Here is a 23,663-nt window from a genome sequence, read left to right on the forward strand (position 1 = left end):
TCAGAGGTCCTCTATGCGTGCTTCGAGGAGTTCGAGCTCCCGGATCAGGCTGTCTCCGTCATCCGCACCAGGCAGGAGCGCGGACTCGTCGGGGGCGCCGGGCGGAACCGGCTCGGGCGGCCGCTCAGCGGCGGCGTCCTCCCGCGGCGCACCCAGTCCGACCTTGTCGGTGAGGTACGGCACGAGCTTCCGGACCGTCGGATAGTTGAAGATGAGGCTGGACGACAGCTCCACGCCGAACTTGCGTTCCAGCCTCTTGCGGAGCTCGACCGACATGAGCGAGTCCATACCGAGCTCGTGCAGCGGCTGGTCGGCGCCTACGCGCTCGGGACTCGTACCCACGATCCGTGCGATCGCCGTCCGCAGGATGGACTCGACCTCGGCTACCGGGTCGGCTGCTGCGAGCAGTGCCGACACCGTCCTGTCGGCCGCGGCGGGCTGCGCAGACTCCGGGGCCTGCGCGGAACCGTCCGATTCCCCGGCGGGTGAGGCGATCCGTAACGTGTCGGACCGGCGCACCCGCAGCCCGCGGATCGTCATCAGGTCGCCGCCCGCGGAGTCGAGCATCTGTACTTCGGCCCGGGTGCGCCCGATGCCGTCCGCCTCCAGCCGCACGTGAACGGAGACCGTGCCCGACGGCTTGCCGGCGAAGGAGATCGAATCGGCTCCCTCGACCAGCACCAGACCCGTACCGCCCGGGTCACCGCCGCTGAGCACGGCGGCGGTGACTGTCTGGAACGCCGCGTCGTACGCGGAGCGCGGCAGTCGCGTACCCGACAGTGCGAGATCCTGTGCTGTGAGCGTGGCCTGCGCGACTGCGCCGCCGTCGAGGGCCTGGAAGGCGGTCACCCGCCGGTACTCCGGGCCGCAATCGACGCCGTTGTCGGCCAGCAGCCGGTAGAACCCGTCCTCCATGAGGACGTCCGGCGCGGAGAGTTCCATGGTGTGGTGCGGGGTGCTGCGCCGGTCCGGCGTACCGTCCCCGGGGCGGAACACGGCCTCGGCGAGCAGGACCGGGTGCGGACCTCCTCCGCCGTCGAAGACGCGGAAGCGGGCGCCGCTGCCCTCTTCGGACAGTACCGACTGCACGAGCCGCGGCCGCCCGGTCTGCGGGGCGAGCGCGGAGGCGAACAAGAGGTCGGAAACACTGAGTTCCGCTCCCGGTATCACCTCGTCGACCGCGGCCGCCGCCAGCGCGAGGTAGGCCGATCCCGGTACCACCGCAATGCCGCGGACCTGGTGGTCCGCGACCTCCGGTATCTCGGAGGAGAGCCGTGTCTGCCAGTAGTGCAGCCCGGGTTCGACCGCCGAGTCGAGCCGGGCGCCGAGCACCAGACCCGTGCCGGCCGCGTACTCGGAGTGCACCTCACGGTCGGCACCGGACAGTCCGGGGACCGGGAAGTGCTCGCGCTGCCAGGGGTACGGCGGCAGGTCCACCAGCCGGGGCTCGCCGGGGTGGAGCGCCGCGCTCCCGTCGACCTCGACACCGGCGAGATGGGCGGCGCCGAGCGACTGCAGCATGACAGCGCGCCCGTCCTCGTCACGGCGCATCGAAGGGACGACCGTCACCTGCCGCCCGGCGTGCGCGGCAGTCCGGTCGATCGCGGTGGTCAGGACCGGGTGCGGGCTGATCTCGACGAAGACGGAGATGTCCTCGTCGAGCAGCGACTGGACACCGTCCGAAAGGGACACGGGTTCGCGCAGGTTGTCGCACCAGTACGCGGCGTCCATGCCGGAGCCGTCGACGAGCCGGTTCAGTACGGCCGAGTGGATCGGGACCCGGCCCGCGGTCGGCCGAACGTCGCTCAGGGCCTTCAGCAGGCCGTCCATCTGCGGGCTGTGCGCGGCCACATCGGCCGGCACCGCGCCGTGCCCGGACGTCTCGTCCAGCAGAGCGCTGCCCAGACAGACGATCCGAAGGCCGTCGTCCAGGGCGAGTGCCCCGCTCGTGCACGCCGCCGCAACCTCACCCATCCCGTGGCCGGTCACCACATCCGGCTCGACCCCCCAGGACCGCCACAGCTCGGCGAGTGCGATCTGGACGGAGAAGAGCAGCGGCGGCACGAGAGGGACACGCTCACCGCTCAGCGGCCCGTCGACGGCGTTCGAGACCAACTCATCGAGGATCGACCGGCCGAGCAACGGCGCCGCCTTCGCGTCGCACTCGCGCAGCACCGCCGCGAACACCGGCTCCTCGGCCAGCAGTCGCCGGGCCGTTCCGGGCCACGGCGAGCCCGCGTCCGGGAAGACGAACGCGGTCCGGGGCCGGCCGATGGCGGGCCGGTCTCCGGCCCAGGCGGCCTCCGTGTCTCCGCCCTCGGCCAGCCGGTCCAAGTCGGCGGCCAGGCCGGGCAGATCCCGCCCGACCGCGGCGAGCCGGTACGGAAAGGCGGTGCGGCGGGCCGTGGCCCGGCAGACGTCAGCCACGGTGATCTCCGGACCGGCCGTGCGCAGCGCGCGGGCCGTGTCCGCGGCGTACTGGAGCAGCGCCTGAGGACTCTGCGCGGAGAGGGTCAGCAGATGCGCCATCCCCTTGTCCGGCTCCACCGGCTCCCAGCCGAGCGTCCGCAGCCGGCCGAGCGTGTCGGACAGTGCGCCGCGCGCGTCGCCGCGCCGCATGGTGCCGAGCGCGACGGGGAGACCGTCCGCACCGGCGCCGCCTGCCTCCTCGGTGAGCTGCGTCAACGCGTGCAGCAGCACGGGATGGGCGGTGATCTCGAGGAGTACCGAGGCGCCGTCGGTCATCGCCCGGCGTACGGCCTCGTCGAATCGGACCAGGCAGCGCAGGTTCTGCGCGAAGTACGCGCCGTCGACCTCACGCCAGTCGAGCGGCTCCGCGGTGACCGAGGAGATCATCGGTATCCGCCCCGGGCGGGGGCGCAGCTCGCCGATGTCCCGCACCAAGTCCTCGATGACCTGTTCGATCGCCGGGCCGTGCCCGGCCACATCGACGTCGATCATGCCCGCCTGCGCACCGGCTGCCTTGGCCGCGGACACCACCGCTTCGAGCCGGGCGCGGTCGCCGGATATCACGGTGGAACGCGGCCCGTTGCATGCGGCCACGGTCACCGCGCCCTCTTCCGGGCCGAGCAGTTCCCGTACTTCGGCCACCGTGTACTCCAGCGCGGCCATGCCGTGGTCGGGGCGGGCCATCTGGTACTGGTACCGGCTGTAGTGGTAGACCAGCGACGTCGCCTGCTCCACGTCGAGGATTCCGGCTATCACGGCCGCCGGGATCTCGCCGATGCAGTGCCCGACCACCGAGGCCGGACGCACCCCGGTGTGCTCCAGCCAGCGGGCCAGGCCGACCTGCATGGCGAACAGCAGCGGCAGGACCACGTCCAGGCGCTTCCTGTCCTCCTGGCCCGTGGCGAGTGTCTCGGCCAGGGACCAGCCCGCCAGCGGGATGAACGCGCGGTCGCACTCCTCGACCGCGGCGCGGAAGACCGGCTCCGCGCGCATCATCTCGACACCCATTTCCGGGTACTGGTGCCCGTGCGGGGAGCAGGCGAAGAGGATGCCCGGGCTCGGCTTCTCCACCGCGGTGGCGACCGGCTGCGCGGCCTGCTCCGGGGCGTCGGCCGCGGGCAGTTCACGGGTGCGGGGCTCGTCGCGTCCTTCGAGAACGACGTGCACGTTCGTGCCGCCCCAGCCGAACGCGCTGACTCCGGCGAGCGGGCGCGTGTTCTTCGGCCAGGCCTCGTTCTCGCGCGGGACGCGCAGGCGCAGTCCTTCGAAGTCGATGTGTGCGTTCGGAGTCGAGAAGTGCGGGTTCGGCGGGATCCGGCGATGCCGCAGACAGAGCGCCGCCTTGATCATCCCCGCGATGCCCGCGGCGCCTTCGAGGTGGCCTATGTTCGCCTTCACCGAGCCCATGACCAGGTCCGGCGCGTCCTGCTTCCGCCCCACGGTGAGCGCCGCTCCGAGAGCAGAGGCCTCGATCGGATCGCCGAGCGCGGTTCCCGTGCCATGTGTCTCGACATACGCGACGTCGCGCGCATCGACGGCCGCCGTCTTGTAGGCCTGGCTGAGCACTTCCTGCTGGGCGATCGGGTTCGGCGCGGTCAGGCCGTTGCTCTGCCCGTCGTTGTTGGCGGCCGATCCCCGGATCACGCACCAGATCCGGTCGTTGTCGGCGAGCGCGCGCGATAAGGGCTTGAGGACGATGACACCGCAGCCCTCGCCCCGGCCGAATCCGTCGGCACTCGCGTCGAAGACCTTGCACCGGCCGTCCGGCGCGAGAGCGCCGAAGCCCTGCAGCGCCTCCGTGGTCCGCGGGTCCAGCAGCAGGTTGACCCCGCCGATGACGGCCACGTTCGATTCTCCGGTGGCCAGGCTCTGACAGCCCAGGTGCACGGCCAGCAGGGAGGACGAACACGCACTGTCGACGACCAGGCTCGGCCCGCGCAGCCCGAGCGAGTAGGACAGGCGGTTGGCGATCATGTTCAGGGAACGCCCGCTCGCCATGTACGCCGAGGCCGGGCCGGCCGGCGTCGAACCCAAGTCGGCGTAGTCGTGCCAGATGGCGCCGACGAACACCCCGGTGCGGCTGCCGGCGAGCCTGCCGTCGCCGAGCCCCGCGGCGTCCAGCGCCTCCCAGGCCACTTCGAGGAACAGGGACTGCTGCGGATCCATCTCCTGCGCCTCGCGCGGGGAGATACCGAAGAACAGCGGATCGAACCGGTCGACAGGGCCGCGCAGGTATCCCGCTTCACGCGGTCCTGACGCGGGCTCTCGCCGCCCTGGCGGCGGCGGTCCGGTCAGGTCGGCGCCGTCGCTCAGCAGCTGCCAGAACTGATCGATGTCGTCCGCGCCCGGGAAGCGGCAGGCCATGCCCACGACGGCGACGGGCTCGCCGCTCACAGGGGCTCCCGGTCCCTCCATCGCTCCTGGGCCGGTGGGTTCCGACTCCTGCCCGCCGAGCAGCCGGGTGACGAGTCGCTCGATGGTCGGGCATTCCCACGGGAGCGTGGCCGGAAGCCGACGGCCCATCAGTTCGCTGAGCGCCTCGACGAATCCGACGGCCTTGAGCGAGTCGAGTCCATAGGCGGAGAAGACGACGTCATCGCGCAGGGCGGCGGGATCCATGCCGAGCCGGGCGGACAACTCGGCGCGCACTGCGGCGGCGAGGTCGGCAGCCGGATGATCGGCCGTCTGTGTTGCTTCCATTCAAAGCCACCCCCCGAAGGCTACCTGAAATATAAAAGATGCTTTTGTGCACCCTCATTCATCGCCAAGGGCGATAGTCAATATGACCTTAAAGAGAGTGTGTTAACAGTGCCGTTACATAAGGGGTCGTGCCCTTCCCCCCCGGTGCCTCGAAATTGAATTTCCCTAGAGGCGGCCCGCGATGGATGACCTTGGCAGGCCTCGAGTCAGCTTGTCAAGCTCCTTGACTCGCCACCAAGATCGACTCGCTGAGGCCTGGTGGCGCAGTCAATTCCGGTTAGCTGGGCCGTGGGCAGGCCCCGCCGCTGAACCCAGGTGGCGGGGTCAATTCCGGTTAGATAGGCCGTGGGTGGGGCCGGCCGCTGAATCCTGGTGCGGAAGTCCAATTCCGGTTGAGTGTGCCGGGCATCCTTGACGCCCTCTCTAATTACCTGTCGGCGCCGGCCCGGCAGGCGGTGGCCACGGCCGTCCGAGGTCCGTGTCATGGCCCGCTGGTGACGCATCGCCATGATGTGGCCGCCGCCGCGGTGAACGGCAGGGTGCGGCGTGCGACTCGCCCGTGTCGCGGGAGTCCGGCCCCATATCGGAATGGAGGCCTTCGCGCGGCGGCCGGCCGGCCGCCGGGAGGGCGGGCGGGTCCAAGGTGCCGGCGCCTTCGGCCCCCGCCCGGCAGGAACGTGAGACCCGCCCGGACGGTGGGGCGGGCCCCGCCCTCGTGACCGTCGCGCCCCGCGGCCGAGCCGCTACTCCGCGAGGCCCCCGCGGTCAACCCCGGAAGCAAGGGTCGGCGGGATTGCGCCCGCGCCCCGGTACTGGGCGGCGATCTCACCGATGCGCCCCCGCGCTCGGCGGTGATCTCACCGGCGAAGGGCTGCCGGAGGCCGGCGAGGCGACTGTGGGTAAGGGGCCGGTGAAGCGCTCCGGGCGAAGATCCGCACCCCTGAGGCCTGGATCTGGTTACGTCGCCGTTGCGCGGTGTTACATGTTCATTTTCGCCAGCCGGCGCGCATGTCCGCCGAGCGGGGCTCTCGGTCGCGCGAGGCTCCCGTCCGGATGATCGCATCTCTTTGCATAAAAGTGCAGAGATGCGTATAGTCATGCCATCGACGAGGAGGATTTCGATGGTGGTACGTGCAGCAGTGGCAGGGGCGAGCGGATACGCCGGCGGGGAGCTGCTCCGCCTTCTGTTGGTCCACCCCGAGGTCGAGATCGGGGCCCTCACCGCGAACTCCAACGCGGGCCAGCCGCTCGGCGCCCTGCAGCCGCATCTGCGGCCACTGGCCGGCCGGGTGCTCCAGCCGACCACCGCCGAGGTGCTCGCCGGGCACGACGTGGTCTTCCTCGCCCTCCCGCACGGGCAGTCCGCCGCAGTGGCGGAGCAGCTCGGTGACGACGTGCTCGTGGTCGACATGGGGGCCGACTTCCGGCTCGAGGACGCCGCCGACTGGGAGAAATTCTACGCCTCGCCACACGCCGGGACCTGGCCCTACGGCCTGCCCGAGCTGCCCGGTCGGCGTGCCGCGCTGGCGGGGAGCAAGCGCATCGCGGTTCCCGGCTGCTACCCGACCGCCGTATCGCTCGCCCTCTTCCCGGCGTACGCGGCGCAGCTCGCCGAGCCCGAGGCCGTGATCGTCGCCGCCTCCGGTACCTCGGGTGCGGGCAAGGCGGCCAAGCCGCATCTGCTCGGCTCCGAGGTGATGGGCAACATGTCGCCGTACGGCGTCGGCGGTGTCCACCGGCACACGCCGGAGATGATCCAGAACCTCAGCGCCGCCGCCGGTGAACCGGTCACCGTGTCCTTCACCCCGACCCTCGCACCGATGCCCCGCGGCATCCTCGCCACGTGCAGTGCCAAGGCGAAGCCGGGCGTGAGTGCCGAGTCCCTTCGCGCCGCGTACGAGAAGGCCTTCGCGGACGAGCCGTTCGTCGATCTGCTCCCCGAGGGGCAGTGGCCCGCGACCGCCGCCGTGTACGGCTCCAACGCCGTCCAGATCCAGGTCGCGTACGACGAGGCGGCGGGCCGGGTCATCGTGATCAGCGCCATCGACAACCTTGCCAAGGGCACCGCGGGTGGTGCCCTGCAGAGCATGAACATCGCCCTCGGACTTCCCGAGGACACGGGTCTTTCCACGATCGGAGTCGCACCGTGAGCGTCACGGCAGCACAGGGATTCTCGGCGGCGGGCATCGCCGCCGGGATCAAGGACAGCGGTAACCCGGACCTGGCCCTCGTGGTCAACAACGGTCCCCGTCGCGCCGCTGCGGGCGTCTTCACCTCCAACCGTGTCAAGGCCGCTCCCGTCCTCTGGTCGGAGCAGGTCCTCAAGGGCGGCGAGGTCACCGCCGTCGTCCTCAACTCCGGTGGCGCCAACGCCTGTACGGGACCGCAGGGCTTCCAGGACACCCACGCCACCGCCGAGAAGGCGGCCGAGGTCCTCGAAGGCCACAGCGCCGGTGAGATCGCCGTCGCCTCGACCGGGCTCATCGGTCTGCTGCTTCCCATGGACAAGCTGCTCCCCGGCATCGAGAAGGCCGCGGCGGCCCTGAGCGAGCACGGCGGCGAGAAGGCCGCCATCGCCATCAAGACCACCGACACCGTCCACAAGACGGCCGTCTTCGGCGGCGAGGGCTGGACGGTCGGCGGCATGGCCAAGGGCGCGGGCATGCTCGCCCCCGGCCTGGCCACGATGCTCGTCGTCCTCACCACCGACGCCGACGTCGCCGCCCCCGCGCTCGACGCCGCGCTGCGCGACGCGACCCGGACCACGTTCGACCGGGTCGACTCCGACGGCTGCATGTCCACCAACGACACCGTGCTCCTGCTGGCCTCGGGGGCCAGCGGAATCACCCCGGAGCAGGGGGAGTTCGCGGAGGCCGTACGGGCCGTCTGCGACGATCTCGCCCGGCAGTTGATCGGTGACGCGGAGGGCGCCTCCAAGGACATCCGCATCGAGGTCGTGAACGCCGCGACCGAGGACGACGCCGTGGAGGTGGGCCGTTCCATCGCCCGTAACAACCTCCTCAAGTGCGCCATCCACGGCGAGGACCCCAACTGGGGCCGGGTGCTGTCCGCGATCGGCACGACGAAGGCGGCCTTCGAGCCGGATCAGCTGAACGTCGCCATCAACGACGTCTGGGTCTGCAAGAACGGGGGAGTCGGCGAGGACCGCGACCTCGTCGACATGCGCTACCGGGAGGTCAAGATCACCGCCGACCTCGCCGCGGGCACCGAGTCGGCCGTCATCTGGGCCAACGACCTCACCGTGGACTACGTCCACGAGAACAGCGCGTACAGCTCATGAGCGCCGCGCGGAAGCACACCGCACTCCCGAAGGCGCAGATCCTCATCGAGGCACTGCCCTGGCTGACCCGGCACAACGGCAAGACCGTCGTCATCAAGTTCGGCGGCAACGCCATGATCGACGAGGAGCTGAAGGCGGCCTTCGCCCAGGACGTCGTCTTCCTGCGGCACGCCGGCCTCAAGCCCGTCGTCGTGCACGGCGGCGGCCCGCAGATCAGCGCCCAGCTCGACAAACAGGGCCTGGTCAGCGAGTTCAAGGCCGGGCTGCGCGTCACCACGCCCGAGGCGATGGACGTCGTACGGATGGTGCTGGCCGGACAGGTCCAGCGCGAGCTCGTCGGCCTGCTCAACCAGCACGGCCCGCTCGCCGTCGGCATGACCGGTGAGGACGCCCACACCATCACCGCGATCCAGCACCGCCCGGTGATCGACGGCGAGGCCGTCGACATCGGCCGGGTCGGCGAGATCACCGCGATCGACACCGGGGCCATCCAGGCGCTGCTGGACGACGGTCGCATCCCCGTCATCTCCTCCATCGCCCGCTCGGCGGAGGACAACCACGTCTACAACGTCAACGCCGACACCGCGGCCGCCGCACTCGCCGCCGCGCTGGGCGCCGAGACGCTGATGGTCCTCACCGATGTCGAGGGCCTCTACGAGGACTGGCCCAACAGCGACGACGTGATCAGCCGCCTCACCGCCACCGAGCTGGAGAAGCTCCTGCCGGAACTCTCCAGCGGCATGGTGCCCAAGATGCAGGGCTGCCTGCACGCCGTACGCAACGGCGTGGAGACCGCCCGCGTCATCGACGGCCGGGTCCAGCACTCGATCCTGCTGGAGATCTTCACCGACGAAGGAATCGGCACGATGGTCGTGCCCGACGCAACGACCGGAACACCGGGGGAGTCATGAGCAACCAGGAACTCACACAGCGCTGGCAGCACGCGCTGATGGACAACTACGGCACCCCCCGGCTTCCCCTCGTCCGCGGCGAAGGCGCCCATGTGTGGGACGCCGACGGCACCGAGTACCTCGACTTCGTCGGCGGCATCGCGGTGAACGCGCTGGGCCACGCCCACCCCGCGGTCGTCGAGGCGGTCTCCACCCAGATCGCCTCCCTCGGCCATGTCTCCAACCTCTTCATCGCCGAGCCGCCCGTCGCCCTCGCCGAACGGCTGCTCCAGCTCTTCGGCCGGACCGGCAAGGTCTACTTCTCCAACTCGGGCGCCGAGGCCAACGAGGCCGCGTTCAAGATCGGCCGGCTGACCGGCCGCGGCCACATGGTCGCCACCGACGGCGGCTTCCACGGCCGGACCATGGGGGCCCTCGCGCTCACCGGCCAGCCCAAGAAGCGCGAGCCCTTCGTCCCGCTGCCCGGCGACGTCACGCACGTCCCGTACGGGGACGTCGAGGCGCTGCGGGCCGCGGTGACCACGGACACCGCGCTGCTGATCATCGAGCCCATCCAGGGCGAGAACGGTGTCGTCGTCCCGCCCAAGGGCTATCTGGAGGCGGCCCGGGAGATCACCCGGGCCACCGGAACCCTGCTCGTCCTCGACGAGGTGCAGACCGGGATCGGCCGGTGCGGCACCTGGTTCGAGCACCAGGCCCACCAGGGCGTGGAGCCCGATCTGGTCACCCTCGCCAAGGGGCTCGGCGGCGGGCTGCCGATCGGCGCCACGGTGGCGTTCGGCGCCGCGGCCGATCTGCTCGGCCCGGGCCGGCACGGCACGACGTTCGGGGGCAACCCGATCGCCTGCGCCGCCGGACTCGCGGTCCTGGACACCCTGGCCGCCGACGGCGCGCTGGACAACGTGAAGCGGCTCGGCGAGCGGATCCGCGACGGCGTGGAGGGCCTGGGGCACCCCCTCGTCTCCCACGTACGCGGCTCCGGACTGCTGCTGGGTATCGTGCTCACCGAGCCCCTCGCGCCCCAGGTGCAGCAGGCGGCTCAGGGAGCCGGACTCCTGGTGAACGCGCCCGCCCCCGATGTCGTACGGCTGATGCCGCCGCTGATCATCGGGGAGGCGGAGGTGGACGCGTTCCTCCAGGCGCTGCCCGGTGCCCTCGACGCGGCATACGGGGACGGACGATCCGGAGAGGGACAGACCGGAGAATGAGGCGACGACGATGACCGAGGCGCAGGATTCCGAGCACGGCGGGCCGTCCGTGCCGCAGACCCGCACCGCACGCCACCGCCGGATCGTGGACATCCTGAACCGGCAGCCGGTGCGCTCGCAGAGCCAGCTGGCCAAGCTCCTCGCGGACGACGGGCTGAGCGTCACCCAGGCGACGCTCTCCCGGGATCTGGACGAGCTGGGTGCGGTGAAGATCCGCAACACCGGTGGCGAGCTGATCTACGCGGTGCCGAGCGAGGGCGGATTCCGCACCCCGCACGCGCCGCTGGGCGGGTCCGCCAAGGAGGAGCGGATGCGCCGCCTCTCCTCCGAACTGCTGATCTCGGCGGAGGCCTCGGCCAACCTGGTGGTGCTGCGTACGCCACCCGGCGCCGCCCAGTTCCTCGCCTCGGCGATCGACCAGGCCGAGTTGCACGACATCCTCGGCACCATCGCCGGCGACGACACGCTCATGCTGATCAGCCGCGATCCCGCCGGTGGGCAGGCGCTCGCCGACCATCTGCTGCGGCTCGCACAGAACGAGCGCTGAGGTCAGTAACGGGTGATCGCGGCCGGACCCGAAAGGGTCCCGATCGCGAGATGCGGACGGCGGGCCGGATCGGCCCAGGCCAGGATCCGGTCCATCGCGGCCGCCGGCACGGAGACACAGCCGGCGGTCGCGCCGCGCCCGTTGACGTGCAGGAAGATCCCGGCGCCCCGGCCCCGTACCGGCCTGTCGTAGTTGAACCCGATGACGAGGGCCCGGGCGTACTGCGTCGGATACGTGATCAGGTGTTCGGCCTCGGCCACCCGGCAGTCGGCGGACCGCGGCTCCGTCCACCGGTTGTAGGCGCGCGCCGCGTTGTCCTGGCACCACCACGACCGGTCACCGACCCTGCGGTACGGGTAGCGCGTGCCGGGCCGGGCCGCTTTCACCCCGAAGGCGTACGGCAGGCTGTACAGCCCGGTGGGCGTGGTGGCGGTTCCCTGCTTGCGCGATGCCCCCTCGGCCAGCCCGTTGGCCCCGAAGCGGGCGGGCGCGGACCCGGCCGCCACCCAGCGCCCGGCGCGCAGACTCCACCAGGTGACCGTGCCCGTGGTGGCGGCGGTCCCGGAAGCCACGGCCGTGATGAGCTGGCTGCCGCCGCCCGTTCCGGCCATTCGCAGGGGCAGCGGCACCGCCGGGGGGCGGGCCCCGAGCAGCCCGGCGAGAGCGAGCAGGACCGAACCGGTCACCAGAAGTCTGCGCATGCCCCGGACCGTAGACCCGCCGCTCCCGGGTCACCCGCGCACCTGCGCCGTACGGCCCAGTCGCTCACGTCCTCGCCCCGAGGGACGGCGGCGTTACGGCGAGGGCGGCATGACCGGCAGCGGGAGCGGCAGCCCCGGCAGCCCGTCCATGCTGGTGGCGATGTGCTCCTTCTTCTCGAAATAGGCGCTGAGCGAGGCGTCGTCCTCCCGTGCGAAGCGCTGCCCGTGCAGCGAGCGGTCCTCGTCGTACGACATGAAGGGGACGCCGTATCCGCAGGTGTCCCGGATCAGTTCGGCCGTCACCACGATGATCGCCCGCAGCCCGTGCAGGGAGGGGTCGACCCCGTCGAACCGTCCGAGCAGTTCCGGGAACCGGGGGTCGTCGCGGAACACCGGCTCACCGCGGCCGTGGACCCGCACGATGTTCGGTGGTCCCTGGAAGGCGCACCACATCAGCGTGATGCGCCCGTTCTCGCGGAGATGGGCGACCGTCTCGGCGTTGCTCCCGGCGAAGTCGAGGTAGGCCACGGTCTGTTCGTCGAGGACGGCGAACGATCCGCTGACCCCCTTGGGCGAGAGGTTCACCGTGCCACCGGCGTCCAGCGGGGAGGTGGCGGTGAAGAAGATGGGCTGCGCCTCGATGAAGGTGCGCAGCCTTCCGCCTATGCGTTCATACGTCTTTCCCATGGGGCGGATTATCCGCTCCGACGCCCGGGGTGCGGGGTGGGATTTCAGCCGGTGGGACGGAAGTGCCCGGCCGCCCGGAGTGGTCGCGTCGCCGGGCCGCCACCCGCACCGGGCACCTTCCGCTCGGGCAGCCGTTCCCGGGAGAGCCTGCCCGTGCCGATCCGGCGGCGGCACAGGGTCCGCTCACGGGGCGCCCTGCGCAGCTTTGACAAAACATACAGAGGACCGCATAGTTATGCCAGTTAGTGATTGCGGCAGTGGCTGCACAGTGGATCGCGCCGTGAGCAGGCATCCGTGACCGAGTGTGCTGCACTCGCACGGGGAAGCGGTCGCACATCCAACCCCCTGGTTCTTCCTAGGAGCACGCAGTGAGCAACGGCAACGGCAACGGCGACGTACGTCTCTGGGGCGCCCGCTTTGCGGACGGCCCGGCCGAGGCGCTGGCCAGGCTGTCCGCGTCCGTCCACTTCGACTGGCGGCTCGCGCCGTACGACATCGCCGGCTCCCGTGCCCACGCGCGCGTGCTCAACAAGGCGGGCCTGCTCACCGAGGACGAGCTGAAGCGGATGACCGCCGGGCTCGACCAGCTGGAAGCCGATGTCGCCGACGGCTCCTTCACCGGAACCATCGCCGACGAGGACGTCCACACGGCCCTGGAGCGCGGGCTGCTGGAGCGGCTCGGTCCGGACCTCGGCGGCAAGCTGCGGGCCGGGCGGTCCCGCAACGACCAGATCGCCACGCTCTTCCGGATGTACCTGCGCGACCACGCCCGCGTCATCGGCGGTCTGATCGCCGAGCTCCAGGACGCCCTCGTCGGCCTGGCCGAGGCGCACGCGGACGTGGCCATGCCCGGCCGTACGCACCTCCAGCACGCCCAGCCGGTGCTCTTCGCCCACCATGTCCTGGCCCATGTGCAGTCCTTGTCCCGGGACGCGGAGCGGCTGCGGCAGTGGGACGAGCGGACCGCGGTCTCCCCGTACGGATCCGGCGCCCTTGCCGGCTCCTCGCTCGGGCTCGACCCCGAGGCGGTTGCCGCCGACCTCGGCTTCGAGCGCGGTTCGGTGGGCAACTCCATCGACGGCACGGCCTCACGGGACTTCGTCGCCGAGTTCGCGTTCATCACCGCGATGATCGGCGTCAATCTCTCCCGGATCGCCGAGGAGATCATCATCTGGAACACGAAGGAGTTCTCCTTCGTCACCCTCCACGACGCCTTCTCCACCGGCTCCTCGATCATGCCGCAGAAGAAGAACCCCGACATCGCCGAACTGGCGCGGGGCAAGTCGGGCCGGCTCATCGGCAACCTGACCGGCCTCATGGCCACGCTCAAGGCCCTGCCGCTCGCCTACAACCGCGACCTCCAGGAGGACAAGGAGCCGGTCTTCGACTCCTGCGACCAGCTCGAAGTCCTGCTTCCCGCCTTCACCGGGATGATGGCCACCCTCACCGTCAACCGTGAGCGCATGGAGGAGCTGGCCCCGGCCGGCTTCTCGCTCGCCACCGACATCGCCGAGTGGCTGGTCAAGAAGGGTGTGCCGTTCCGCGTGGCCCACGAGGTCGCCGGCGAGTGCGTCAAGGAGTGCGAGAGCCACGGCATCGAGCTCGACGAACTGACCGACGAGCAGTTCGCGAAGATCTCCGAGCACCTCACCCCCGAGGTCCGGACGGTCCTCAACGTGGCCGGTGCGCTCGCCTCCCGCAACGGCCGCGGTGGCACGGCGCCCTCGGCGGTCGCCGTCCAGCTGACCGAGGTCAAGGCGGACCTGGCGACGCAGCACACCTGGGCGGCGGCCCGCAAGTAGCCGGACGGGCATCGCGGGCTACGTTGGGGGTAGTCGAGATTCCTGCCCACCACGAGGAGCCCGCGATGCCGTTCGCCCGCCTGACCACAGCGACCACCCCGACCGCCCACATCGGGCTGGGCCTGGCAGCGGTCGGCAGGCCCGGCTACATCAACCTCCACCGCGAGCGCGACCTGCCCGGCGAGCGCACCGTCGACGCGCTGCGCGCCCGTACGCACGAACTGCTCGACGCTGCCTACGCGCAGGGCGTCCGCTACTTCGACGCCGCCCGCTCCTACGGCCGCTCCGAGGAGTTCCTCGCCGACTGGCTGACCGCCCGGCCCGAGGTCCGCGACGTCGTCGTCGGGAGCAAGTGGGGCTACACCTACACCGCCGACTGGAGCGTCGACGCCGAGGCGCACGAGGTCAAGGACCACACCCTCGCCACGTTCGACCGCCAGCGCGCCGAGACCGGCGCCCTGCTCGGCGACCGGCTCGACCTCTACCAGATCCACTCGGTGACCCCCGACAGCCCGGCCCTCACCGACAAGGAACTCCACGCCCGGCTCGCCGAGCTCGCCGCCGGCGGGGTCAGCGTCGGTCTCTCCACCAGCGGACCGGCCCAGGCCGAGGCGATCCGGGCCGCCCTCACCGTCACGGTGGACGGCGAACCCCTCTTCCGTACGGTCCAGGCCACCTACAACGCGCTGGAGACCTCGGCCGGGCCGGCGCTAGCCGAGGCCCATGCCGCGGGGCTCACCGTCATCGTCAAGGAGGCCATGGCCAACGGACGGCTCGCGGGTACGGAGGCTCCCGCCGTGATGCGGGAGATCGCCGGCGAGGAGGGGCTGGGCAGCGACGCGGTGGCACTGGCGCTGGTGCTGCACCAGCCCTGGGCCGGGGTCGTGCTCTCCGGTGCGGCGACCGTCGGCCAGCTCGCCGGCAACCTCCACGCGGCCGTCCTCGACCTCGACGAGGAGCGCAGGGCCGGGCTGGACGCGCTGGTGGAGGAGCCGGAGGCGTACTGGCGGCACCGCGCGTCGCTCCCGTGGAGCTGATCCCTTCCCGCACTCCTGTCACAGCGGACGGCTCCGGTACGTCAGGGTGGTGACGGCACACGACGCAGGAGGACGGCTGTGGACGGAAACGAGTTCCTGGCGGCACGCTTCGAGGTGAACCGGGCCCATCTCAAGGCGGTTGCCTACCGGATGCTCGGCTCCGACAGCGAGGCGGAGGACGCCGTCCAGGAGGCCTGGATCCGCCTCGGCCGCTCCGACAGTGCGGCCATCGGCAACCTGGGCGGCTGGCTGACCACCGTGGTCGGCCGGGTCTGCCTGGACATCCTGCGCTCGCGCCGCTCCCGCCGCGAGGAACCCCTGGAGTCCGGCACGCCGGATGCGCACGAGCCCGGCCGTGTCCTCGGCCCGCAGCCGGGTGCCGACCCGGAACAGCAGGCGCTGATCGCCGACTCGGTGGGCCTCGCGCTGCTCGTCGTGCTCGAAACACTGGACCCGGCCGAGCGCCTGGCCTTCGTGCTGCACGACATGTTCGCGGTGCCCTTCGACGAGATCGCCCGGATCGTGGACCGCACCCCGGCCGCCGCCCGGCAGCTCGCCAGCCGGGCCCGCCGCCGGGTACAGGGCGTCGACCCGGTGCCCGACCCCGGCGCGGCCCGCCGCCGGGAGGTCGTCGATGCCTTCCTCGCCGCCGCCCGCAGCGGCGACTTCGACGCGCTCGTCGCCGTGCTCGACCCGGATGTGGTGGCCCGGTCGGAAGGCGCGGCCGGTGCCGCCTCGCTCGTGCGCGGGGCCGCGAACGTGGCCCGGCAGGCGCTCATGTTCGCCCCGTTCGCCCGGTCGGCACAGTTCGCGCTGGTCGACGGCGCCCCGGCCGTCGTCTCGACGGGGGAGGGGCAGCACTTCTCGGTCATGCGGTTCACGATCGAGCGCGGAAAGGTCGTCGAGCTGTTCGTGATCAACGATCCCGGGCAGCTGCCCGGGATCGACCTGATCCTCCTCAACGACTGAGCGGGGCCGACGGCTGAGCGGAGCGGGACGCGTCGGGGCACGGGTCAGCCGCTGCCCCGTCCGTCCGCCCACGCCGCCAGCGCGTCGAAGTCGGGCCGCTCCAGCCCGACCCGCGGATCGATCTGCAGCAGCAGGCTCTCCCCGCCCGCCCCGTGTTCCGCGACCCACGCCCGGTCCCGTTCGGTGATCTCGTCGTCGACCCACGCGAACGGCCGCCCGGCCGCGTACTCCACGACGTACTGCGTCTTCCAGTACGTCCCGGCCGGTGCGGCACCGTGCATGTCCGGCCAGTCGATGTACGGGAGAGGGGGCAGCCCGAGGTGCGGCCCGATCCACTCGTTGGCCTCGTCCTTCCAGGTGGTCGCCCAGATCAGCTCGTAGCGGCCGGCCAGCGCGAGCAGTTCCTCGCCGTGCCGTGGGTCGAGCAGAACGGGCAGCGCCGGGCCGGCGGTCCACCCTGTCGGCCGCATGAGGTGCCTGGTGTATCCCTCCGGCGTGCGGCGGCGGGAGAGTGCTGCGTACGGATTGAGCGGACCGTCGATGTCGATCAGCAGCAGCGGCTTCATGCCGCCATGCTCCTCCGCTCCCGGCGGGCGGCGCGAGACCTTTTCCAGTGAGACATTGATGTCTCAAATGGGTTAGTGTCGTCTCATGACTCTTGATCGTGAGCAGGTGCTGCGCAGCGCCGCTGCCCTGCTGACCCGAAAATCGACGGCCACCATGGACGAGGTCGCCAAAGGCGCCGGCATCGGTCGGGCCACCCTGCACCGGCACTTCGCCGGACGGGACGCCCTGGTCAGGGCGTTGGAGGAGCTGGGGATCCAGGAGTTCGGAGCAGCCCTGGACGCCGCGGTGCTGGACGAGGGTACGTCGGAGGAGGCGCTGCGCCGTTTCGTCGCCGCGATCGAGCCGAGCGCCGGGCTGCTCTCTTTCCTCGTGACCGAGAATCAGCTCTTCGAGGGTGATGGGCAGAACGACGGGTGGGACCGGCTGGACGCCCGGGTGGCCGCGTTCTTCCGGCGCGGCCAGGAGCGCGGCGAGATCCGCATCGACCTGACCCCGGCCTGGCTGACCGAAGCGCTCTACGGGCTCATCAGCAGCGCCGCGTGGGCCGTTCAGGCGGGCCGGGTGGCCGCACAGGACTTCCCGTACATGATCGTCGAGTTGCTGCTCGGCGGCGCACGCCGGAGCGTGGAGCAATGAGCAGCGTCGAACAGCACCCGGAGCCCGCGCCCGAGCTGTACCGCCCCGGGCGGTGGATCGCGCTGTCCGTGCTCGTGCTCGCGGTGCTGCTGGTGGCCATCGACGCCACCGTGCTGGGCCTCGCGACCCCGTTCCTCAGCGAGGACCTCGAACCGACCGGCACGCAGCTGCTCTGGATCGGCGATGTCTACTCCTTCGTCATCGCCGGACTCCTGGTCTCGATGGGCAGCCTCGGCGACCGCATCGGCCGTAAGAAACTGCTGCTGTGCGGTGCCACCGCCTTCGGCGCGGTCTCGGTGCTCAACGCGTACGCGAACTCGGCGGAGATGATGATCCTGGCGCGGGCCCTGCTCGGCGTCGCCGGCGCCACTCTGATGCCGTCCACCCTCGCCCTGATCCGTAACCTCTTCCACGACGCCCGCGAGCGGAGTCTCGCCATCGGCATCTGGGGGGCAATGGCCTCGGCCGGTGCGGCGGTCGGGCCCGTCGTCGGCGGATTCCTCCTGGAGCACTTCTGGTGGGGCTCCGTCTTCCTGATCAACGTGCCGGTCATGGCGGTACTCGTCGTGGTCGGGATCAAGATGATCCCCGAGTCCAAGAATCCCGCCCCCGGACCGTGGGACCTGGTGAGCGTGCTGCTCTCGCTGGTCGGCATGATCGGGGTCGTCTACGCCATCAAGGAGCTCGCCGCGCACGGCGGAAGCTGGGAGGTCGCCCTGTCGGGTCTGGGGGGCCTGGCGGCGCTGGTCTGGTTCGTACGCCGGCAGTTCCGGCTGCCCGCACCACTGCTCGACATGCGGCTCTTCCACCACCGGGGCTTCTCGGGCGCGGTCCTCGCCGACCTGCTGACCATCCTCGGCCTCTCCGGCCTGGTCTTCTTCCTCTCCCAGTTCCTGCAACTGGTCCAGGGACGCGGACCGCTGGAGGCCGGACTCGCCGAACTGCCGGCGGCCATCGGCGCGGTCACCGCGGGCCTGCTGGCCGGAACCACCGCCCGCCGCTTCTCCGTGCGGTCCGTGGTGGCCGGCGGTCTCGCCGGGATCGGTCTGGCGCTGGCCGCGGTCGCCGCGGTCCACAAGGACACCGCCTATCCGCTGATCGGCGCACTCCTGCTGGTCGTCGGCGTGGGCGCGGGCTTCGCCTTCACGGTCACCTCCGACGTGATCCTCTCCAGCGTCCCGAAGGAGCACGCGGGCTCCGCGTCCGCGGTCTCCGAAACGGCGTACGAGCTCGGCGCCGCTCTCGGCATCGCCCTGCTCGGCTCCATCGTCACCGGCGTCTACCAGGACTTCACCGCACCCGCGGGAACCCCGCCCGACGTCGCGACGGCGGCCCACGAGTCACTCGGCGGTGCGGTCGAGGCGGCCAAGGTGCTTCCCGAGGAGCAGGCGACGACCCTGGTCTCAGCGGCCCAGGACGCCTTTGTCGACGGGCTGGGGGCCGCCTCGGCCATCGGCGCGGTCGTCCTGCTGGCGACGGCGGTCGCCGCCTGGTTCCTACTGCGCGGTGAGGAGCTGGAGGAAGGCATCGTGCACGACTGAGACGGGCATGCGGAAGGGCCCGTACCGGGGTACGGGCCCTTCCTGTCGTTCCGTGCCGTCGCGCCTCAGGCGGCCTTGGCCTTCGTCGCATACATGTCGACGTACTCCTGGCCGGACAGCCGCATCACCTCGGCCATCACGGAGTCCGTCACCGCCCGCAGCACATAGCGGTCGCGGTCCATGCCCTCGTAGCGCGAGAACTCCATCGCCTCGCCGAAGCGGACCGTGACCTTGCCCGGCCGCGGCAGTCCGGCGCCGCCCGGCTGCAGCTTGTCCGTACCGATCATCGCGAACGGCACCACCGGGGCACCCGTCATCAGCGTCAGCCGCGCGATGCCCGTACGGCCCCGGTAGAGGCGGCCGTCGGGGGAGCGGGTGCCCTCCGGGTAGATCGCGAAGGCCTTGCCCTCCTCCAGCACCCGGCGGCCCGTCATCAGCGCCGCGACACCGCCCCGGCCGCCGTCCCGGTCCACCGGGATCATGCCGCTGCCGGTGAAGAACCAGGCCATCAGACGGCCCTTGAGGCCCTTGCCGGTCACGTACTCGTCCTTGCCGATGTAGAACACCGGCCGGTCGCAGCAGATCGGCATGATCATCGAATCGATGAACGTCAGATGGTTGCCCGCGAGAATCACCGGCCCGGTCCCCGGAATGTTCTGGGCGCCTTCCACCTGGGGGCGGAACAGCAGACGCAGGATCGGTCCGAGCACTGCCTTGATGAGTGCGAGTCGGGACAACGGTTCCTCCGGTGTAGTGGCCGGGCCGGCCGAGGTGACGAATGGAGAGGGTCCATGCAGGTGAGGACGATACTCGCGGGTACTCGCTGATCGCACATCGGGTTCACCCAGCGGATACGCAGTGTTGACGTGTGTTTGCGCGATGTTCGTCCAGATGGCGCCGTCCGGACCGCACCGCTGCCTACGCTCGGTCCTCGCCCGACAGGTGCCGGACATCATATGCGAGGAGCATTCATGACAGAGCGTGCGCAGGCCGGTCCCGGACGACGGACCGTCATGGGCGTGGGCGCCGCGGTACTCGGCACCGCGGCCCTCGGTGTCACCGGAACGGCGCAGGCGGCAGGGAAGTCCGCGGGCGCGTCCGCCGGGCATGGCGGCCACCGCCTCGACCTGCCGGTGCCGACCGTCATCGGCCACCGCGGTACCAGCGGCTACCGCCCCGAGCACACGCTCGGCTCCTACCAGCTGGCTCTCGACATGGGCGCGCACATCATCGAGCAGGACCTGGTGCCGACCAGCGACGGCCATCTCGTATGCCGCCACGAGAACGACATCACCGCCACCACCGATGTCTCCGCCCACCCCGAGTTCGCGAGCCGCCGGACGACGAAGACGGTCGACGGCATCCCGCTGACCGGCTGGTTCACGGAGGACTTCACCCTCGCCGAGCTGAAGACGCTGCGGGCCAAGGAGCGCATCCCCGGCAACCGCCAGAAGAACACGCTGTACGACGGCCGCTGGGAGGTTCCCACCTTCGAAGAGGTCCTGCGCTGGGCCGACCGTGAGGGCCGCAGGCGCGGAAAGCCCGTCTGGCTGTACGTCGAGACCAAGCACCCCACCTACTTCCGCGGCCTGGGCCTCGGCCTGGAGGAGCCGCTGGCCAAGCTGCTGCGCCGCTACAACCGGCACCGCGCGCAGTCGCCGCTCATCCTTCAGTCCTTCGAACCCGGCAGCATCCAGCGGCTGTCGAAGCTCGTCGCCACCCCGCGCGTCGTGCTGCTCTCGGGCGCCGGGTCCAAGCCCTGGGACTTCGTCGCCTCCGGCGACCCGCGCACCACCGACGACCTGGTGAAGCCCGCCGGCCTGCGGTGGATGGCGTCCTTCGCCCAGGGCATCGGTCCCACCCTGGACCTGATCATCCCCAAGGACGGCGCGGGCCGGCTCACCACGCCCACCACCCTGGTGCGGGACGCGCACGCGCAGGGCCTGATCCTGCACCCGTACACGATGCGCAACGAGAACACCTTCCTGCCCGCCGACTTCCGCCGGGGCACGGACCCGAACGCCTACGGCGACGCCTTCGGCGCCTTCGCGGCGTACTTCGCCACGGGAATCGACGGGATCTTCTCCGACAACCCGGACACGGCGCTGCTCGCGGCGGCGGACTTCGCAGGCGAGTAGCGGCGTCAGCACCCGGCCGGGGCGTGCCCCGGTCGGGTGGTCCCGGCAGGTTCGGCAACCCTCGGCCGGTACAGCGGGTCGGGTGGGGACGTGACGCTTATCGATCTTCCTCAGGCCCTGCCGGCCCCGGGCGCGACCGCCGTCGTCCGCACGCTCCATCCACTGGTCAGAGCCGAGGCGACGGCGGAGGCCGCGGCATTCGCCACCGGCGCGGCCGTCGACCCCGCCGATCTCGAACAGGCCGTCTGGCTGCGGCTGCTGGAGCGGCTGGTAGACCAGGGGCTGCCCGCGAACCCCGCCCGGTGGGTGCGGGACGCCGTCAGGGCGGAGGCCCGCCGGGCCCGCCGCACCGCCCGGCGTGAGCGCCCCTACCGTGACGAGGCCGCAGCCGACCTCTCCGGCTGCCCGGAGCGGGCCGCCCTCGGCGCCGACCAACGTCGGGTGCTGCACGCTGCCGTGGACCGGCTCCCGGGCCCCTGCGCTCGCTTACTGCACGCGCTGCTCGCCCCGGGCGATCCCACCTACCGGGAAATCGCAGGGGAGTTGGGTATGTCACAGGGGAGTTTGGGTCCGATCCGTTCCCGATGCCTTGGATGTCTGCGCAGAATGCTGGCGGCGGAGGTTGTAGCTCCTGAACTGCGGGGAAAGGAGCGGTAGACAACCGGCGGATCAGGTGAGCGAGAGGCATGCGCAGATGGGCATGAGCGTGATCATCTCGGCGGCGAAGGCACAGGACGCCGAGCAGGTCTTGAAACTCCAGTACCTCTGTTTTCAGAGCGAGGCGGAGCTGTACGGGAACTACCGGATCGATCCCCTCGTCCAGACCCTCGACTCGGTACGTGCCGAAATCGCCACGAACCTGGTGTTCGTGGCGCGGCTCGGCGAGGAAGTCGTCGGTTCGGTACGTGGTACTGCGGACCAGGACGGCACCGGACAGATCGGGAAGCTCTGCGTCCACCCCCGGCTCCAGGGGCACGGGCTCGGCGCCCGCCTGCTGGGCGCGGCGGAGGCAGGACTCACCGACCAGCGGTCGGCCACTCGCTTCCGGCTGCACACCGGGCACCGGAGCGAAAGCAATCTGCGGCTCTACCGGCGCGCGGGCTACGCCCCCGTCGGCAACGCCACCGGTCAGGACGGCGTCCGGATGATCCTCCTGGAGAAGGAGGCCTCGGCGACCGCCTATGTGACGAGCGCCTGACGACCTCGTGCACGGCAGGCACCGCCGCAGGTCAACGGCTTGCGTCGTCATGGCGCCCGAGCCGTTGACCTGCGCGGACGCAGCGACGGCTCCGGTCGCGCACGAGGTCGTGGAAGCCGTCCCGCGATTCCTGGTGGACCAGTGCGCGGCGTCGGATGCGGTGCATCGCAAGGCGGAGGGGCGCCCGGACGCTGGATGTACTCGGGTGTTCCGACAACGCGGCGAGGCGCCGTGGCTGTCGTCGTGCGCCCGCCAGGAACTGCGGGACAGCCCTCAGGGCCTCTCGCCCGACCGCGAGCGGCGCAGCCACATCATCCCGGTGACCGGAAGGATCACCGGGATGAACAGGTAGTCCCGGCCGAAGTACGACCAGACCGTGGCGTCCGAGAACGCCGAGGGCTCGACCAGCGTCCACGTACCCACGATCAGCACCCCGGCCAGCTCGGCGGCGCAGCACACCAGCGCCGTCCGGCGCGCCCTCTCGCCCCCGCGCACCAGCGAGTAGGTGATGAAGCCGTAGACGGCAGCGGCGGCGGCCGACAGTACATAGGCCAGGGGGGCCTTCCCGAAGTGCAGGATCATCTCGACGATCGCGCGGGACGCCGCCGCCACGGTGAACACGCCGTAGAACCAGACCAGTACCCGCCCCGGGCCGGTGCCCAGATCGAAGGGCTGCTTCTCGCCGGCGGCCGCTGCGGGGGTGCGATCGGTGTCGGTCACGGTCAGTTTCCCCAGATGTCGTAGAGCCGCACTTCGAGAACGGCCAGCACGACCGCGCCCGCCGCCACCGTCACCGAACCCCACCGGGTCCGCTCGCTCAGCGAAAGGAAGCCCGCCGCAGGTACGGCGAGGAAGGCCCCGATCAGATACGCGATGAAGATGGTCATGCCCTGCTCCGGCCGCTCGCCGCGGGCCATCTGCACGATCCCCACCACCAGCTGGGCCAGCGCCAGCAGCGAGACCACGGCCATTCCGATGAAGTGCCAGTCCTTGGTCGGCTGGTCCCGGTAGGCGGCGAATCCGCACCAGGCGGCGAGGGCCAGGGCGGCCACGCCGACCGCGATCGTCAGGGCGTCAAGCATGAGCCGAGGGTATTACGGGCCGCGGGGGCCGTTGCGTGCGCCCCCGTGCCCGCACGTGGCCGCCAGTGGGAACGAGGGCCCGTGGCCGGGCCGGGCGGACGGGCGGGCGATCGTGGTCTTGGCCACAAACCTCTGCGTCCCCGGCCGGTGAAGGACGGTGCCGCGAAGG

General features: G+C 71.1%; 20 protein-coding genes. 13 read left to right on the forward strand and 7 right to left on the reverse strand.

What is annotated here, in order from left to right:
* Window positions 1-5,169, reverse strand: coding sequence for an acyltransferase domain-containing protein (locus ACIOEW_RS33690; protein ID WP_401968654.1), 5,169 nt, complete (start codon window positions 5,167-5,169; stop codon window positions 1-3).
* 1,121 nt (window positions 5,170-6,290) lie between these two features.
* On the opposite strand from ACIOEW_RS33690, the gene argC reads away from it, so the two are divergent.
* Genes argC through ACIOEW_RS33715 form a run of 5 tightly spaced genes read left to right on the forward strand, consistent with a single transcriptional unit; the run spans window position 6,291 to window position 11,136 of the window.
* Complete coding sequence (argC, locus tag ACIOEW_RS33695) at window positions 6,291-7,319, forward strand: N-acetyl-gamma-glutamyl-phosphate reductase (RefSeq protein WP_362549694.1); 1,029 nt, start codon at window positions 6,291-6,293, stop codon at window positions 7,317-7,319.
* Window positions 7,316-8,470: a bifunctional glutamate N-acetyltransferase/amino-acid acetyltransferase ArgJ gene (argJ, locus tag ACIOEW_RS33700; RefSeq protein ID WP_401968656.1), complete on the forward strand. Its 1,155-nt coding sequence runs from the start codon at window positions 7,316-7,318 to the stop codon at window positions 8,468-8,470. The genes argC and argJ overlap by 4 nt, the downstream gene beginning before the upstream one ends.
* Window positions 8,467-9,381 (forward strand): acetylglutamate kinase, encoded by a 915-nt coding sequence (gene argB, locus ACIOEW_RS33705; RefSeq protein WP_362549688.1) that lies wholly within the window; start codon window positions 8,467-8,469, stop codon window positions 9,379-9,381. The genes argJ and argB overlap by 4 nt, the downstream gene beginning before the upstream one ends.
* Window positions 9,378-10,589, forward strand: coding sequence for an acetylornithine transaminase (locus ACIOEW_RS33710; RefSeq protein WP_362549685.1), 1,212 nt, complete (start codon window positions 9,378-9,380; stop codon window positions 10,587-10,589). Before argB ends, ACIOEW_RS33710 begins: the two co-directional genes overlap by 4 nt.
* A gap of 10 nt (window positions 10,590-10,599) precedes the next feature.
* Window positions 10,600-11,136, forward strand: coding sequence for an arginine repressor (locus tag ACIOEW_RS33715; protein WP_362549682.1), 537 nt, complete (start codon window positions 10,600-10,602; stop codon window positions 11,134-11,136).
* 2 nt (window positions 11,137-11,138) lie between these two features.
* On the opposite strand, the gene ACIOEW_RS33720 is transcribed toward ACIOEW_RS33715, so the two are convergent.
* Window positions 11,139-11,837: a L,D-transpeptidase gene (locus ACIOEW_RS33720; RefSeq protein WP_401968660.1), complete on the reverse strand. Its 699-nt coding sequence runs from the start codon at window positions 11,835-11,837 to the stop codon at window positions 11,139-11,141.
* Window positions 11,838-11,930: 93 nt separating this feature from the next.
* Window positions 11,931-12,524 carry a pyridoxamine 5'-phosphate oxidase family protein gene (locus tag ACIOEW_RS33725; RefSeq protein WP_401968662.1) on the reverse strand — a complete coding sequence of 198 codons (594 nt, stop codon included), beginning with the start codon at window positions 12,522-12,524 and terminating at the stop codon, window positions 11,931-11,933.
* 368 nt (window positions 12,525-12,892) lie between these two features.
* Here ACIOEW_RS33725 and argH point away from each other — a divergent pair, with 368 nt between their 5' ends.
* The 3 genes from argH to ACIOEW_RS33740 all read left to right on the forward strand — a co-directional run bounded on the left by argH (window position 12,893) and on the right by ACIOEW_RS33740 (window position 16,332).
* Window positions 12,893-14,326 carry an argininosuccinate lyase gene (argH, locus tag ACIOEW_RS33730; protein WP_362549673.1) on the forward strand — a complete coding sequence of 478 codons (1,434 nt, stop codon included), beginning with the start codon at window positions 12,893-12,895 and terminating at the stop codon, window positions 14,324-14,326.
* Window positions 14,327-14,391: 65 nt separating this feature from the next.
* The gene (locus ACIOEW_RS33735; protein WP_362549670.1) at window positions 14,392-15,363 is read left to right on the forward strand and encodes an aldo/keto reductase; all 972 of its coding nucleotides are present in this window, start codon (window positions 14,392-14,394) and stop codon (window positions 15,361-15,363) included.
* A gap of 78 nt (window positions 15,364-15,441) precedes the next feature.
* Window positions 15,442-16,332: a sigma-70 family RNA polymerase sigma factor gene (locus tag ACIOEW_RS33740; protein ID WP_401968665.1), complete on the forward strand. Its 891-nt coding sequence runs from the start codon at window positions 15,442-15,444 to the stop codon at window positions 16,330-16,332.
* Between the two features lie 44 nt (window positions 16,333-16,376).
* On the opposite strand, the gene ACIOEW_RS33745 is transcribed toward ACIOEW_RS33740, so the two are convergent.
* Window positions 16,377-16,898, reverse strand: coding sequence for an HAD domain-containing protein (locus ACIOEW_RS33745; protein ID WP_362549664.1), 522 nt, complete (start codon window positions 16,896-16,898; stop codon window positions 16,377-16,379).
* 85 nt (window positions 16,899-16,983) lie between these two features.
* Between ACIOEW_RS33745 and ACIOEW_RS33750 the strand changes: the two genes are divergently transcribed.
* Together ACIOEW_RS33750 and ACIOEW_RS33755 are read left to right on the forward strand one after the other, a co-directional pair.
* A complete protein-coding gene (locus ACIOEW_RS33750; protein WP_362549661.1) occupies window positions 16,984-17,535 on the forward strand; it encodes a TetR/AcrR family transcriptional regulator in 552 nt (183 codons plus the stop codon).
* Complete coding sequence (locus ACIOEW_RS33755) at window positions 17,532-19,076, forward strand: MFS transporter (RefSeq protein ID WP_401968668.1); 1,545 nt, start codon at window positions 17,532-17,534, stop codon at window positions 19,074-19,076. The genes ACIOEW_RS33750 and ACIOEW_RS33755 overlap by 4 nt, the downstream gene beginning before the upstream one ends.
* A gap of 65 nt (window positions 19,077-19,141) precedes the next feature.
* On the opposite strand, the gene ACIOEW_RS33760 is transcribed toward ACIOEW_RS33755, so the two are convergent.
* The gene (locus ACIOEW_RS33760) at window positions 19,142-19,813 is read right to left on the reverse strand and encodes a lysophospholipid acyltransferase family protein (RefSeq protein ID WP_350994084.1); all 672 of its coding nucleotides are present in this window, start codon (window positions 19,811-19,813) and stop codon (window positions 19,142-19,144) included.
* Window positions 19,814-20,047: 234 nt separating this feature from the next.
* On the opposite strand from ACIOEW_RS33760, the gene ACIOEW_RS33765 reads away from it, so the two are divergent.
* The 3 genes from ACIOEW_RS33765 to ACIOEW_RS33775 all read left to right on the forward strand — a co-directional run bounded on the left by ACIOEW_RS33765 (window position 20,048) and on the right by ACIOEW_RS33775 (window position 22,412).
* Window positions 20,048-21,214, forward strand: coding sequence for a glycerophosphodiester phosphodiesterase (locus ACIOEW_RS33765; RefSeq protein ID WP_401968670.1), 1,167 nt, complete (start codon window positions 20,048-20,050; stop codon window positions 21,212-21,214).
* Window positions 21,215-21,304: 90 nt separating this feature from the next.
* On the forward strand, window positions 21,305-21,871 hold the full coding sequence (locus ACIOEW_RS33770) for a sigma-70 family RNA polymerase sigma factor (protein WP_401968671.1): 567 nt from the start codon (window positions 21,305-21,307) through the stop codon (window positions 21,869-21,871).
* A gap of 37 nt (window positions 21,872-21,908) precedes the next feature.
* Entirely contained in the window at window positions 21,909-22,412 is a 504-nt protein-coding gene (locus ACIOEW_RS33775; protein WP_401968755.1) for a GNAT family N-acetyltransferase, read from the forward strand.
* Between the two features lie 273 nt (window positions 22,413-22,685).
* On the opposite strand, the gene ACIOEW_RS33780 is transcribed toward ACIOEW_RS33775, so the two are convergent.
* Both ACIOEW_RS33780 and ACIOEW_RS33785 read right to left on the reverse strand, forming a co-directional pair.
* The gene (locus ACIOEW_RS33780; protein ID WP_362549652.1) at window positions 22,686-23,132 is read right to left on the reverse strand and encodes a hypothetical protein; all 447 of its coding nucleotides are present in this window, start codon (window positions 23,130-23,132) and stop codon (window positions 22,686-22,688) included.
* Window positions 23,133-23,134: 2 nt separating this feature from the next.
* Entirely contained in the window at window positions 23,135-23,494 is a 360-nt protein-coding gene (locus tag ACIOEW_RS33785) for a hypothetical protein (RefSeq protein WP_362549649.1), read from the reverse strand.
* Window positions 23,495-23,663 lie beyond the last annotated feature (169 nt).

This window comes from Streptomyces sp. NPDC087901 (assembly GCF_044742205.1).
Lineage (GTDB): Bacteria > Actinomycetota > Actinomycetes > Streptomycetales > Streptomycetaceae > Streptomyces.